This window comes from Oleiphilus sp. HI0125 (assembly GCF_001635355.1).
In genome coordinates, this window is record NZ_LWGF01000502.1 from 1 (window position 1) to 14,264 (window position 14,264).

At 44.4% G+C, this 14,264-nt stretch carries 17 protein-coding genes; 12 read left to right on the forward strand and 5 right to left on the reverse strand.

Going from position 1 to position 14,264, the window contains the following annotated elements:
* Positions 1 to 104: 104 nt before the first annotated feature.
* The 6 genes from A3762_RS06345 to A3762_RS06370 all read left to right on the forward strand — a co-directional run bounded on the left by A3762_RS06345 (position 105) and on the right by A3762_RS06370 (position 5,894).
* On the forward strand, positions 105 to 1,244 hold the full coding sequence (locus A3762_RS06345; RefSeq protein WP_068754561.1) for a methyl-accepting chemotaxis protein: 1,140 nt from the start codon (positions 105 to 107) through the stop codon (positions 1,242 to 1,244).
* Between the two features lie 3 nt (positions 1,245 to 1,247).
* Positions 1,248 to 2,123 (forward strand): nitrate- and nitrite sensing domain-containing protein, encoded by an 876-nt coding sequence (locus tag A3762_RS06350; RefSeq protein ID WP_068754563.1) that lies wholly within the window; start codon positions 1,248 to 1,250, stop codon positions 2,121 to 2,123.
* Positions 2,124 to 2,314: 191 nt separating this feature from the next.
* Positions 2,315 to 4,081, forward strand: coding sequence for an acyl-CoA dehydrogenase family protein (locus A3762_RS06355; protein WP_197469079.1), 1,767 nt, complete (start codon positions 2,315 to 2,317; stop codon positions 4,079 to 4,081).
* A 177-nt stretch (positions 4,082 to 4,258) separates the two neighbouring features.
* On the forward strand, positions 4,259 to 4,651 hold the full coding sequence (locus A3762_RS06360) for a hypothetical protein (RefSeq protein WP_156493294.1): 393 nt from the start codon (positions 4,259 to 4,261) through the stop codon (positions 4,649 to 4,651).
* Between the two features lie 65 nt (positions 4,652 to 4,716).
* A complete protein-coding gene (locus A3762_RS06365; RefSeq protein ID WP_068479909.1) occupies positions 4,717 to 5,514 on the forward strand; it encodes a HupE/UreJ family protein in 798 nt (265 codons plus the stop codon).
* A gap of 26 nt (positions 5,515 to 5,540) precedes the next feature.
* A complete protein-coding gene (locus tag A3762_RS06370; RefSeq protein WP_068479912.1) occupies positions 5,541 to 5,894 on the forward strand; it encodes a DUF6488 family protein in 354 nt (117 codons plus the stop codon).
* A 249-nt stretch (positions 5,895 to 6,143) separates the two neighbouring features.
* Here the strand turns inward: A3762_RS06370 and A3762_RS06375 are convergent, their stop codons facing one another.
* Positions 6,144 to 7,049: a histone deacetylase gene (locus A3762_RS06375; RefSeq protein WP_231876795.1), complete on the reverse strand. Its 906-nt coding sequence runs from the start codon at positions 7,047 to 7,049 to the stop codon at positions 6,144 to 6,146.
* A 248-nt stretch (positions 7,050 to 7,297) separates the two neighbouring features.
* A complete protein-coding gene (locus A3762_RS06380; RefSeq protein ID WP_068479915.1) occupies positions 7,298 to 7,516 on the reverse strand; it encodes a hypothetical protein in 219 nt (72 codons plus the stop codon).
* Positions 7,517 to 7,680: 164 nt separating this feature from the next.
* On the opposite strand from A3762_RS06380, the gene A3762_RS06385 reads away from it, so the two are divergent.
* Positions 7,681 to 7,971 (forward strand): YebG family protein, encoded by a 291-nt coding sequence (locus tag A3762_RS06385; protein ID WP_068476864.1) that lies wholly within the window; start codon positions 7,681 to 7,683, stop codon positions 7,969 to 7,971.
* Between the two features lie 140 nt (positions 7,972 to 8,111).
* Here A3762_RS06385 and A3762_RS06390 read toward each other — a convergent pair whose 3' ends face one another.
* Genes A3762_RS06390 through A3762_RS06400 form a run of 3 tightly spaced genes read right to left on the reverse strand, consistent with a single transcriptional unit; the run spans position 8,112 to position 10,219 of the window.
* Complete coding sequence (locus A3762_RS06390; protein ID WP_068479918.1) at positions 8,112 to 8,909, reverse strand: alpha/beta hydrolase; 798 nt, start codon at positions 8,907 to 8,909, stop codon at positions 8,112 to 8,114.
* A gap of 3 nt (positions 8,910 to 8,912) precedes the next feature.
* Complete coding sequence (locus A3762_RS06395; RefSeq protein WP_068754565.1) at positions 8,913 to 9,695, reverse strand: triacylglycerol lipase; 783 nt, start codon at positions 9,693 to 9,695, stop codon at positions 8,913 to 8,915.
* On the reverse strand, positions 9,692 to 10,219 hold the full coding sequence (locus A3762_RS06400) for a MarR family winged helix-turn-helix transcriptional regulator (protein ID WP_156493295.1): 528 nt from the start codon (positions 10,217 to 10,219) through the stop codon (positions 9,692 to 9,694). The genes A3762_RS06395 and A3762_RS06400 overlap by 4 nt, the downstream gene beginning before the upstream one ends.
* Before the next feature lie 630 nt (positions 10,220 to 10,849).
* On the opposite strand from A3762_RS06400, the gene A3762_RS06405 reads away from it, so the two are divergent.
* The 5 genes from A3762_RS06405 to A3762_RS06425 form a co-directional block, all read left to right on the forward strand.
* Positions 10,850 to 11,575 carry a DUF3450 domain-containing protein gene (locus tag A3762_RS06405; protein ID WP_197469080.1) on the forward strand — a complete coding sequence of 242 codons (726 nt, stop codon included), beginning with the start codon at positions 10,850 to 10,852 and terminating at the stop codon, positions 11,573 to 11,575.
* A 9-nt stretch (positions 11,576 to 11,584) separates the two neighbouring features.
* Positions 11,585 to 12,949, forward strand: coding sequence for a MotA/TolQ/ExbB proton channel family protein (locus tag A3762_RS06410; RefSeq protein WP_068754567.1), 1,365 nt, complete (start codon positions 11,585 to 11,587; stop codon positions 12,947 to 12,949).
* 15 nt (positions 12,950 to 12,964) lie between these two features.
* Positions 12,965 to 13,486: a MotA/TolQ/ExbB proton channel family protein gene (locus A3762_RS06415; RefSeq protein ID WP_068479782.1), complete on the forward strand. Its 522-nt coding sequence runs from the start codon at positions 12,965 to 12,967 to the stop codon at positions 13,484 to 13,486.
* A gap of 26 nt (positions 13,487 to 13,512) precedes the next feature.
* Entirely contained in the window at positions 13,513 to 13,917 is a 405-nt protein-coding gene (locus A3762_RS06420) for a biopolymer transporter ExbD (RefSeq protein WP_068754568.1), read from the forward strand.
* Between the two features lie 12 nt (positions 13,918 to 13,929).
* Positions 13,930 to 14,264, forward strand: a 335-nt coding sequence (locus tag A3762_RS06425) for a hypothetical protein (RefSeq protein WP_156493296.1), incomplete at its 3' end; no start/stop codon positions are given.

The window sequence follows — 14,264 nt, forward strand, 5'->3', positions numbered from 1 at the left end:
TAATGTAAATTATATTTTATTTTTGGCGGCATATTCTTTGCGACTACATAGTGATTTTTATTACTTTGTTGTCGGTTAAGCCAAGGAAAAGGACCTGCCCGAAAGTGAATACTTCTAGTTTGAGTTCCCATCTCGTTTTGATTTTTACTGCGATTATATTTGCTATTGGATTTAGTTACTTAGTGTCTGGCTTAAGCTGGAATCTGCTAATTATTGCGCTCCTAGGTACGCTACCGTGTCTTTTACTCATGTATCACACACGATCTATTCGCACCTTCGAATCATTAGCTCAGCATCTTGAAAACACGGATTCAAATTATCGCGATTTGCCGATCGAATCACTCTTAGCTGATAAGCATTTAAGTGTGTTGAGAAACTACTTTCTTAGTTATGCGAGAGCAGATCAGTCTATGGATGAATCGTCAGCTGAGTTCATTCATATGTCTCGAGAGCTCACAGCAAGTGCATTGTCGGTGTCGAGCAATGCTTCAAGTCAAAAGGGCGCGATTACGTCTTCAGCGGCTGCCGTCACTGAACTCAGCCAGAGCGTTAATGATGTCGCGTTACAAATTAAAAATGCCCATGAGGAAATAGAAAAGTCTCGGGCGCAAACAAGTAATGGCATTCAGCAAGCGCAGGGCGCGACGACCAAGATAAGTCATATGGTATCGCTGTCTCAGCAAAGCGAATCGTTGGTGGCTGAGCTTTTTGCGTTAACCGAACATGTGGCTACGATGTCTCAAATCATTGTAGATATTTCCGATCAGACCAACTTGTTGTCTTTAAACGCTGCGATTGAAGCGGCTAGAGCGGGCGAACACGGTCGTGGCTTCTCTGTTGTCGCTGACGAGGTGCGTAACCTTTCAATTCGATCAAGAGAATCTGCCAATCAAATCACACAAAGTATTCATGATGTGCACACAAGAATGGCCGATGTTACCCGAATGTCTTGCAAAGTAATTGATGCCGCAGAAGATAATGCGAAGAGTATCGATTCGCTAGAAAGCTCGCTTGTATTGATTGATAAAATGGTGGATGAAATCGCACATAACATGCTGGTGATCGCACAAGCATCAGGTCAGCAAAGTGTTGCGACCTCTGAAATCTCCGAAAACATGGAATCCTTGTTAGAACGCGCAAATAACAACACCTTAATCGCAGGTGAAACGGTAAAGATTGCCGAGTACCTCGCTGAAAAAGCAGAGCGTTCTCGTGGACATTCAGCTCAATTAGCAGAGGTATGAGACATGGAAGTTCTGTTATTTATGTGTGTTACAGGCATTGTTGCATTAGCGTATTTCTTGGTGTTTCTGCCTAAGCGTCGACAGTCACAACAACGCAATATTCTGAACAGCTTAGAAATTGTTAAGTCGCTTAAAGAACTCCTTATTTTGATACAACAACATCGGGGTCTTACCACAGGCTTTTTGCATGGTGATGCGCAGTTAGAACGGTCCATTGGGAATAAAAGGGCGAGTATTTATGAAAAATGGAAAGCGCTTGATGCTGCAAGTAATGAGCTTGAGAGCGATATGCTATATACGAGCATTAAATCGCACTGGGAGCGTTTAGCGACAGGCTGGCAACGTCAAACCGTGGCAAATAATATCGACCAACATAGTAGGCTGATTACTAATCTACTTTATCTGATTGAAAACCAAGCAGAGAATTATGGTCCTATGCTTCGGTTAGGGCGAGATTCAGGTCTTGATGTGATCTGGAAGGAACTGCTTGAGACCATTGAAGCGATCGGCCAAACGCGAGCCATTGGCATGGGCGTTGTAAGTGCTGGCGAAAGCTCAGTCATTGAGAGAATTCAGCTCAAATTTCTCGTTGATAAAGTGAAACATCGGGTTGCAGCGCTTGAGTCTTCATTTACTAAGAAGACGAGTCTCATGGGCAACAAAAAATGGGCGAGCTTATTTTTAAACGACGTTCAATTGCATGTTGAGCAGTTGTTATCATTCGTTGAATCGATGTTGTTAAACAACGATTTGAAATCTGTGACTTCCGAGACTTTCTTTGATCTAGCGTCCTCCGCGATTACACCCTTAGACAAATTGTTCGTTGAAGCGGAAGAAAAAATAAAAGATCACCTCAAAATTTCTCCAATGCTTAACTAAGCCTTTCAATCCGAACATCAGACAAATGAAGATATATCTCAATACCTGTGTATTGTCATTTGTTACTTCGTTTTTTCCGTTGTTTTTCAACGGACTTTTTTTCACTACGAGAAACCCAAAGTACGTTTGAGCGCGTATAGCAGCACGACCCACGGAAATAAACGAAAACTCAATACGTGAAGAGGTAGATCGTGAATCATTATAAAGCGCCAATGGACAACATAAACTTCGTTCTTTTTGAAGTTCTTAAAGCCGGCAACATCGCAAACATCGAGCAATTTGCCGACGCGACAGAAGACATGCAGCGTGCTGTACTAGAAGAAGCTGCAAAATTGGCAGAAAACGTACTTCAACCGATCAATGCATCAGGTGACAGGGAAGGGTGTGTCTACGACCCAGAAGCGAAAACAGTAAAAACACCTTCTGGTTTTAAAGAAGCATACAAAACGTACCAAGAAGGTGGTTGGAGCGGTCTCGCTTCACCCGTTGAGCATGGTGGACAAGGTTTGCCACACTTCTTGAAAGTAGTAGTTGATGAAATGTGCTGCTCTACCAACTTATCGTTTGGTATGTATCCAGGTTTGTCTCACGGCTCTATTGACGCTCTGACATTGCACGGTAACGAACACCAGCAGTCTTACTATTTGCCGAAGCTTATTGCGGGCGAGTGGACTGGCACGATGTGTCTGACAGAACCACATTGTGGTACAGATCTTGGTCTAATCAAAACTAAAGCTGAGCCGCAAGCGGACGGTAGTGTGTCGATCACCGGTAACAAGGTCTGGATTACAGGCGGCGATCACGATATGACTGATAACATCATTCACTTGGTGTTGGCAAAGCTTCCGGATGCGCCTGCAGGCAGTAAGGGCATCTCATTGTTCTTGGTTCCGAAATTCCTTGAAGATGGTTCACGTAACCCTGCGTTCTGTGGCGGCCTAGAACACAAAATGGGGATAAAAGGATCAGCGACTTGTGTCATGAACTTTGAGGGTGCGAAAGGCTGGCTTGTTGGTAAAGAGAATGAAGGTTTGAAGTGCATGTTTACGATGATGAACGCTGCGCGCATCATGGTAGGTATGCAGGGTCTTGGTTTAGCTGAAACCGGTTACCAAGTATCTTTGGCTTTCGCGAAAGACCGCCTGCAGAGCCGTTCATTGACTGGCCCTAGAAACCCAGATGGTCCAGCAGATCCAATTATTGTTCACCCAGATGTACGTCGTATGCTGCTTAAGCAAAAGGTGTTGATTGAAGCTGGCCGCGCAATGGCGTATTGGGCTGCTTATCAGCAAGACTTAGCACATGCAGCTCCAGAAGAAGCGGATCGCGAAAAAGCAGATGATTTATTCCAGATCATGACGCCAATCGTGAAGTCATTCTTGACTGACGAAGGCTACTTCAGCGCAGATGCGGCACTTCAGTCTATGGGTGGTAACGGTTACACCCAAGATTGGCCAGTAGAGCAGTTATTACGTGATGGACGCATTGCACGTATCTACGAAGGCACAAATGGTATTCAAGCGCTTGATTTGATCGGACGTAAGCTGACGATGCGCGGCGGTCGTTTACCTCGCACTTATATCGCAGCAATGAATGACTTGATCGCTGATGCATTGCCAGAGCATAAGAAGCAAGCTGAGCAGTTCATCGCGAAGTTGACCCAAACCTTGATGGGATTGGTGAAAACAGTGATGAGCGATCCAGAAGAAGCGGGCGCAGCAGCAACACCGCTCCTACGCATGTTTGCTTTAACTAGTTTGGCTGTAATGTGGGCCAAGATGGCTAAGCAAACTCAAGACAACGGTACGAAATCGCGCTTCTCTGAAGACTTCTTAGAAGGAAAAGTGAAAGCAGCAAACCACTTCTATCGCCTGTATCTTCCTGAGATGGATCAGCTAGCGGCAGATGTCGAAGCAGGTAAAGCTACCTTGATGGATCTTGCTGAAGCAGAGTTCTAATAAATTCTTGACCTTGCATTAGAAAACCGACCTTAGGGTCGGTTTTTTCGTTTATAGTCCAGTGTTTTTTAAACTGCGCTTTTTAATAATTGGTCATATTTTGTGGGTAGTATTCCCGCACTGGCATACATATACTTTTGCAAAATTTTTTATAATCGGAATCCCGTGCGCGATATTTTGAAGAGCAAAATTTGGCAACTTTTCTTAGCGATTGCTTTCTTATCAATGCAATCGGCTTCGGCGCATATCCATTTGGGTTCGAATCATGATCATGATGGTCATGACCACACCCATTCTCAGTTAATACATACGCACAGTATTTCTTCTCATCATGTTGATGCATTTGCGGCTGAAATCGCACCTCATACTAGTGAGGTAGTTGAGCTTTGCCAAGACTGGACCGTAAAGAATGGGAAGAAGCTGAATGATCATGACTCCCAAGCTTATCTAAGCTCCGATTATGTTTACCGTGAACAGACGATTGTCGTTGAAGATTATCGAGGCGATGCTCCTGTTCCCGTTATCTTCCGATTCTATTTTTCATCTCAGGCTAGGGCGCCTCCAATATAGTTGTTCTCTTAGGTTTAAATCATTTTTTTATTAGCGAAAGCTAAGATTTATTATTGAGGTACACAATGTTATCTGTATTGAGAAAATACCGGTGGCCTGTCGCTATTGGTATGTATTTTTTATGTAGTTTCGTCTTTGGCCATGGTATGTCTGAGGCGGATAAGGCAAAGGCACTTGAGGCCACAAACTGGGATTTCGTGGAGCTGGGTGCCAGCCATATGGTCACTGGGTACGACCATTTACTCTTCCTCTTCGGCGTTGTTTTCTTTCTTACCAAATTTAACGATATTGTTAAGTTTGTAACTGCTTTTACTATTGGTCATTCAATCACGTTGCTATTTGCGACGCTGTATCATGTTCAGGCAAATTATTATTTGATTGATGCTGTAATCGCGCTAACCGTCATCTACAAAGCCTTCGATAATCTTGGAGGATTTAAGAAGTATTTGAATGTGGCTTCGCCTAATCTGCTGATCATGGTATTTGTATTCGGCTTGATTCATGGCTTTGGATTGTCGACGCGCTTGCAAATGCTGCCTCTCGCAGAAGAAGGCTTAGTGCTTAAAATTCTTTCGTTCAATCTTGGTGTAGAGCTTGGACAAATAGCGGTACTCGCTGTGATGGTGGCTCTCCTTGCAGGGTGGCGTAGGACAAAATCATTCACTAACTTTATTAATGCGGCAAATGTATTTCTAATGTCTTTAGGGATATTACTTCTGTTGCAGCAATTGCATGGATATTCGCACGAGCAGCATCCTGATGATTTTGGTTTCAGCGCAGATAATCATTTACATGCCCATGAGGAAATGGATGCTAGTTCGATGAAAGTCCCAGCTAAAACTCATCACGATTCAATTGACTGAACAACAAAGTTTTAAAGAGAGACATTATGATTAACTTTATTAGAACATTACTGCTTGGTGCGGTACTCATATTCAGCCAGTTTGCTTTAGCTGGGCCGGGGCATGATCATTCTCATGATCATCAACATGACCCAATAACAAGCGAACAAGCTGTTGATAAAGCATCGGCACATGTTCAAAAGCTCGTTAATAGAGGGAAGATCGATGCTTCTTGGGCGGAGGTTACGGCTAGCTCTGTCGAAGAAAAATCGTTTGGACATGGTCCTGAATGGGTTGTTTCATTTAAGAATGATGCGATTGCTGACCCAGCAAATCAGACGCTTTATATTTTCTATACCATCAACGGAAAGTACTTAGCTTCTAACTTTACGGGGCAATAAGTAGTCGAAGGAGGTGCGAACACCTCCTTTCAGATCGCTGACAAACCCCGGTTTTTATACCGGGGTTTGTTCGTTTTGACGGGTGTCTGGTTTTTTGGTTCTTATGTGCATCAGGCCTTAGTCGGCATCCATCTGCCAAACCTACTATGATTGGAACCGACATTTTTTTTAGAGTTGAGAAATAACGACCTATTTCTAAGAGAATATGCTGCTGCAAATTTTTTAAAGAACTATGTCAGAGAAAGCGTGCTATGCAAAGCGTGCAAAGGCGTCTTGTGCCGCATGAACAATAATGCCGTGTCGCCTAGCTAACGCGTCATGATCACGGTCGTAGCCACCACCAATCACTGTAGCAACTGGAATCGCTCGATCTAGACAATGCTCAAGCACTAAGTCGTCTCGTGCGCGAATCCCTTCCAGCGAAATATTAAGGTTCCCCAACGCATCGCCTTTCCATACATCAACGCCTGCATCGTATAAAACAATGTCGGGTTGAAAGTGTTCGAGCAACCGCACGAGCGTTTGCTCAACGATATGGAGGTACTCCATGTCACGCATCCCAACGGAGAGGCCGACATCCAAATCGCTTTCCTGCTTGCGGAATGGAAAATTCTTTTCACAATGCACGGAACAACAAAATATCTGCTCATCTTCCTGCAGTATGGCTGCGGTACCATCGCCCTGATGCACATCGCAATCGAAGATCAAGACACGTTGAACTTGCCCTCGAGCAACTAAAGTGCGACTCACAAACGCGAGATCGTTAAGCAAACAGTACCCAGAGCCAAAGTCATAATGCGCATGGTGTGTTCCACCCGCCAAATGCACGCCTACGCCAAACTCTATGGCTAATTCGGCAGCGTACAGAGTACCGTTTGGGGAGATGAGCGTCCGCTCTATGAGAGCTTCACTCCACGGTAGGCCTATACGACGCAAAGCCTTGGGGTCTAGTGTGTTATGAGTCAAATCATTGAGATAGCGAGAAGCGTGGCATAAAGTAAGTTCATCAATTCGCGCCGCGGATGGTTGATGTTCGTTAGATGCTACAAGCCCTGCATTGCAACAATAATCGTACAAGCGCTCAAACTTAGACATGACAAAACGATGTTTGCTGTCGAAAGGGTAACTGTACTTCGGATGATAAACCAAAGGCACGCGCTTCAAATCGTGATGCTCCCTTATTTTTAGTTGAATCTAGAAATGAAATATAGGCCAATGACATAACAAGTATGAAGTCATGCGGTATTTTCAACGTTTTTTGTTACGCGGTAATGAATCAAGATCGCGTTAACAAATGAAGTATTGCATGGTATCTAGCCAATAACTTAGCTCTGCAATTGTATAACTCTTCCTCGATCGAGATGGCTACCATTTAGTCTGCCGGCAGCCCCACGAACCCAGCCTTAGAATCTAAAGCTAGTATCCGCATGTTGCTTTAAGAGCTTGGTGATCTCTGGATTATTTTTGAGCTGAGCTAAGTCAAGCAAATAGTCTAGCTCCAGCTCTTTGAGTGTTTTGTCGAGCAAGGCTAGCCTCAGTTTCTCTAGCTCACCATTGGCGATCATGGTTGTGATTGCCGACATTTCGTTGATACCCATTCGTTTATTGTTTGAATTTGGCATTCGATGCTCCTTATTACGCTATCCACTCTGCTTTTATACATTGAGGTTCAATGGATCGGTTTAAAAGGTTTCTTTGTTTGAATGATAAAATTTAATAATTATACTGTTTGTATATACAGTATTTGTGATAGTGTATTCACACGAATTAAAAATAGGAGCAAATCATGGCGATCATTACGCGTTATGTGGTTGAACATAAAGGGGTTGAAAAGCTAGTGACGACAGACAAAAGAGAAGCAGATCGCTACGACAAGATGCTAGATGTAGCAGACAACCTTGCTACTTTTATACAAGCTAAGGGTGTAGATATTGATGATGGCTTACTGGAAGATCTGTCTGTTTTGCTGTCTAAAAACAAAGAGAAGGTGGCAAAACTATTTAAGGGAGTTGATGCCGAAAGTTTGCTTGAAGAAGAAAAGGCAGAAGTTGTAAAGCTAGAAACAAAGCAGGCTTGATTTGCATCGTGAGCACGTGACCGCGAATACGTGAAACAAAAGCGGTGCTCAGGATTCCAATCAAACCCTACTCGTTTTTTAGAGAAATAATAGACCGCTGTATAAGTAGGCCATGACGAGGTTGAAAGACAGCTTAGCGCTCACGCCGCGCTCGCTTGGTAGTCTTTCATGTTTGATTGATGTAACCACTGCAGAATATCGTCAGCGATGTCCGGCCAGCAGCTTTCAGCCTGATAGGTGTGGCTTAGGCCTTCGTATATTTTTATATCCGCGCCGAGTTGATCTGCGCTTTTCTGAATTTCGGTATGGGGGATAATGTGATCTCCCTTGGCAGCTAGAAACAATATGTTGCTTGGATGAAGTTTGGTGCTGATCAATTTTGGAGGTGATAGTAATTTCATTAATACTGGAATTGATTCGGACCTCAGCTGGGCGGTGACCTTGTCAGCATCAGCTGTGTCGCATGTATTAGAATATATTCCTATCGGGGGTGTTCCGTAGCGGGTTATACCTGCATAACACGCGGCGGTAATAAATTTGGCGAGAGAGATTGGTGACTTTTTAGCGAGAGAGCTCATCGAACCGACAACTCCAGAAATTGGCACAGGCGACATTAAGATCAATGCATGGGCTTTAGCGTGAGCAGTGGCGTGAAGGGACGCAAGTCCACCAAGAGAATGGCCAATGACGGTCGGTGCCTTATCAAAGCTTTCGATTGCTTCAATGCATTCATCGACGTAGTCATTAAACCTTAGCTTAAGCCGTTCCTTAAAAGATAAATGATGCCCGCTGAAGGTCATGCAATGAACTTTAAAACCCATCGCTCTATAGTGCTGAGCAAAATTATCTTCCCAAATCCAAGAACCGGACATAGCGCCGGGAACAAACAGAATGGGCGTACTTGTATCGATGTTAAGCGCATTTATGTTTGAAGGCATCGCTTAGTCCTGTTGCAGTTCTTTGAGTACGAGTGACATGGTTTGTCGATTGAACCCCATTCCTAAATGAGAAACGTTCACTTCGATATATCGTGTTTGTTGGTCTTCGGGCAATACGCTGGCAGACCAATCAACGACGCCGTCTGTTTTACTAACAATTGCACTGAGCTTGCATTGAATGGGCTTCTTTTTTCGCTCTTCGACGCCAGCCTCAATCCAGTCCAGATCTAAGCCTTTTTTGGCCAAGATAGGTGCGGCCGCAGTATATTTTGGGCCGCCCGTAAGCGGCGTGCCCAGCGTTACGACATGATCGACCATTTCGGGTAAATCTCTCGCTACTTCTCGGGCAACTACGCCACCAAGGCTCCATCCGACTAGCGAAACTTGCTTTCCTGTTTGTTCGTAAAACTCTTTCACTCTCTCAGCCATTAGACCGCAGAGATGAGGTACACCGAACTCTCCATTATGAGGATTAGGAGGAGGTAACTCCCATTCCATGGAGTGCAGGTCATAATCTTTGTCTAGGCCAGCACGATTGACTCCAAGTCCCCAGCCCATTGCTTTAAACCCATGACGTTCTAGGAAAAACCGGAGTGGTTTCATGCTTGAATCACTAGCACCGAAACCAGGCAGAACAAATACGTGACGGCCTTTGCCTATATCTTTTTGCTGTTTTACGCTCAAATATGACATCCATGCGGGTAGGGCAATTAGGTCAAGTGCGGCGCGGTATTCCAGCAGGCCATTCTTAAAACTCGGGGTACTAAGTTGATGTGTAGTGCTCATTGTGGGGTATCCATTGATGAGAGATTCATTTGTTCGCTGGTGTGTTGACTGACAATACCTTGGACAGCGAAATCGAAATCTTTGGAATTCAAATGAGATCGCATTTGTTGCATCAAGTTGCCGACTAAATCCACATCACTTTGTGAGAAGGGGGCTAGTTGTTGCGCAACGAATTGTTTGGCCGCTAGCTTGGCATTCGCTAACAGACTTTTTCCTGAGTCTGTTAATTCCAAAATGATGGATCTTTTGTCGAGAGCGTGTGACTTTTGATGAATCAAACCTCTTTCTAATAGACGACGAGTTACGCTGGTGATGTTGCCCTTCGTCACCAATAGCCTTTTGGCTACTTCTTTGGGCGTGGCCTTGTCACCTAAGCTCTCGATTCCAGTAAGTACATCAAATTGTGAAACCGTAAGATCGAAGTGGCTCATCATACGGGCATATTTTTGATGGCAGGTTTGATATGCCTCGACTAGGTGTTTCCAGGCAAGTAGTCGGTTTGATGCATCGCTTTGGGTGTGCAAGATCTGGCCTTAATTAGTTGAATATTCAATCAATATGGTTCAATACTGAACTAAACGGGCTTTGGATCAGGCTTATCGGGTGAAATAAACAAGAGGTAGGGTCTGAGTGAATATCTTACATGCTAGTACCATAATAACTAATGGCTCATGCTTAAGCCTTAAATAATAAGCGCATTCCCTTCGGAAGTTCTTACAAACTCGGTCGTATATTGCCAACACTGTTCGATATTCTTACGGCAGAGTACTTCCTCAACACAGCCCGTTTGCAAGGCGTGTCCTTGGTCAATTAACAGTGCTTTGTCGCAGTATTTCAGGACATGATTCAGGTCGTGCAGTACTGCAATGACACGTATGTTTTATTCACGACTTGAAGGCATGGTGATGATTAGTCCTCAGATTTTAATCAGCATTAATTCGATGTCATTCCCTTCGTATTGGTCTTGGAACTTTAAATTTTTGACTTAGTTTATCTTAAGCTTTGCGCTGTAAATAAAATTCTATATAATAATCATTCTCATTTGTAATAAGTCCATTCAATTTATTTTAAGTGTTCGGTTTATGTTTTTTTACTGCATGTCTCTTTTCGGTTGTGTGCGGCGATTTGTTGTTCGCGTCATGGCCCTGGTTTGCTTGGTAACGGTTTCACTCCCAGCGTTGTCGGAAGAAATGCTTGAAAAAGTTTTGAAGCTAACTCGGTCGTCACATGAAGTTGCATCCGCGTCGCAAACTAGAATCGATCAGCTCTCTGAAAAGACGCGTCAAACAGTAGATGAAGTTCTAGCAGCCGAGCGTCAACTCAATCTTGTTAAAGCCTACAATATTCAAATGCGTCGCTTGATTCAGGCGCAGGAAAAGGAAAAGGTAGAACTGCAGCAGCAGATTGATTCTATTTCCGAAACTGAACAAGCCATGCTGCCGTTGCTTGTTGTGATGGTCGATCGACTAAAAGAGCTAGTGCAGGAAGATCTTCCTTTCAAACTAGCGCAGCGTAAGGCTGAATTGGATTCACTTTTCGCATTAGTTGACCGCGCCGATATTAGTATCGCTGAAAAATATCGCCAAATTCTTGAAGCGTATGAGAACGAAGTTGCATACGGCCGCACCATCGAAACTTATACCGCAGATTTGATCGGTTCAGAGGAACAGGTGCAAGTTAGTTATCTGCGAATTGGGCGTACCTCGCTTTACTATCAGACACGTGATGGCTCTGAAGGGGCGTTGTGGCTCCCAGCTGAACAGCGCTGGGCGCAATTAGATCGAGGTGAAAACCTTAATTTAAGTAAGGCGATGCAGATTGCTTTGCAGCAACGTGTTCCAGAGTTGTTAGCTTTACCACTTGTCACAGCAGCGAAGTAGGGGGCTGACATGAAACAATTTACTTTAGGCAAAGTACTTGGTCTTCTGTTAATCGTGAATGCAGGTCTGTTTTTTGCCCAAAAAAGCCTGGCCGAAGATTCGCAAAATGTAGATTTTATTGCGCTCGCAAAGTCGATTGTGAAGAACGACGCAAAAGAAAATGCTGAGCGTGAGCGTGTATCGAAACTTGCTTTGGCTGAGCAGAAGCGTTTGCTTCGCCAAACAAATCAGGAAATTGCTGAGGAAGAAAAAGAAAAGCAACGTTTGAAAGCCTTGTTTGATAAGAACGAAGACGACATCGCAACTCTTCAAGAAAAACTCGATTTAGCGAGCGGCACACTTGGCGAAGTATTTGGTGTTGCGAAAGAAAGCGCGCTGGATTTAATTCCTAGCCTTGAAGATTCGATGACCAGTGCACAATTTCCTGATCGTATTACAGCATTGCGTTTTGCCGAGACCAGTAAGGTGCCAACCCTTCTTGAGCTACAAGCCTTATTCAGTAGTTTTGAAAGTGAAATTGTTGAATCAGGGAAGATTGAATTATTAGATCTTCCCGTTGTTGCATTGGATGGAAAAACTTCCCCTAAGCAAGTGCTTCGTATCGGTACCTTTAGTGCGATGGATGAGCGAGGTAATTACCTAGCTTGGGATCTTAGCAAGCAACAATTGAGCGAACTACCGACCCAACCTTCAGAGACGTTTTCGCAGATTCCGCAATTGGATACTGCAATCCCTACCACACTGTTAATTGATCCAACGCGCGGCGAATTGTTTGCATTGCTTGACCGCGAGCCAACGCTTCAAGAGCGTATTGCACAAGGCGGGAACATTGGCTACATCATTATTGCGCTTGGCTTGATTGGTTTATTGATAGGCCTATACCAGCTATTGAAATTGCTTAAGGCTGAGTTAGGCGTACGCAAACAATTACAGTCTCAAGACCTACGACAGGACAACCCCCTAGGTCGCGTATTGCATGCAGTTAAATCTGCCGATGTAGAGAATGACAATGACGCGCTTGAGCTAAAAGTTGATGAAGCAGTGATGGCAGAATTAGCAAACCTCGAACAAGGCCAAAGCTTTTTGAAATTACTTGCCGCCGTTGCGCCATTATTGGGGCTGCTTGGTACGGTTGTAGGTATGATCGCAACCTTCCAAAGTATTTCTGTGTTCGGAACGAGTGATCCAAAACTAATGGCTTCTGGTATTTCGCAAGCCTTGATGACGACCGTGCTTGGTTTGGTGGTCGCTGTGCCTATTTTGTTCGCACACAGCGTATTAACTTCGCGCAGTCGCCGTATTATTCAGATTCTTCAGCAGAAGAGTTTTGGCGCTCTTGGTTCTCTGAACCAAATAGATTCAAAAGCAGCATAAAGCGAGAGGCAAGCGATGCTACTAAGCATTGATGAATGGATCTTAGAGCTAGGCTTCTTTTTTCAGTCTGGTGGATGGGTGCTATACGCCATTCTTGGCATGACCTTTTTGATGTTACTGATTCTGGCCGAGCGCTTTCTATTTGTGTTTACCGCATACCGTGGTGTAAAACGCAGTTTATGTGCTTCTATAGACGAGCAGCAGAACTGGCGTCTGGTGTTAAGCAAAATCTGCGATGCACAGATCGAGCTGAATAGTTCTATGTCCTTGCTTAAAACCATTATTGGTTTATGCCCTTTACTTGGACTACTTGGCACGGTTACCGGCATGATTCAGCTGTTTGATAGCTTGGCGGTTTATGGTACGGCAAATCCACGTTTGATGGCGTCTGGTGTAGCAAGTGCAACCTTTCCTACGATGACGGGGATGGCGGTTGCGGTAATTGGTTTGATTTTTCATGGTCGCTTACAGCGTGTCGTTACCGCTGAGACCCGTTTTTTGCAGAAGCAAAAACAAGCACTTTCAGTGAATGGCTAACATGCCGTTTAAATTAGGAATACAGAATGCGTCAACGAATACTCATTGGAGAGCAGCAAGAAGAGGCAGAAGTGAATATGACACCGATGCTCGACATTGTGTTTATCATGCTGATCTTTTTTATTGTTTCTACCTCTTTCGTTCGTGAATCGGGTATCGAGATCGAGCGCCCTGTTGCGTCCACTAGTGATACGCAAACTAAAACCGCTGTTTTGATTGCCTTGTCGGATCGTGAGGAAATTTGGTTAGACCGCAAGGTGGTGGATGTGCGTATGATCCGTCCAGCGCTTGAGCGTATGAAAACCGAACAAGCTGATGTCAGTGTGGTTGTGCAAGCGGATGAGGCGTCAAGCACAGGTAGCTTAGTTGCCTTGATCGACCAAATCCGTCAGGCCGGTGTGCCGTATACCGTCGCAACGAAGTCGAAGTAGGTGGCAGCGTCCGTGTCGGTATTGTCCCTCGAAAGTCGTTATGCGCGTTATGCGTTCTTGATGCCTTTGGCATTAGTCGCCTCAACCATCATTTTTAGTATTTTGTCGGGTGTTCCGTCGCCAGATTTTAAGCAAGAGCAAGTGGCGGATCAGTCTGTCGATTTGAGCTTTTTGTTTGTTGAACAAGATAGTGACCTTCAACTGCGAGAACGCGCCAAACCAGACGAGCCTGAATTGATAGAGCAGCCTCCCGTTGAGCCAATGCTTAATCGGCCAATGCCTAAAAATGACTTGGCCATCGAGCCAACGCCTATAGATATCGCCGTGCCTAAAATTACGCTGAACGT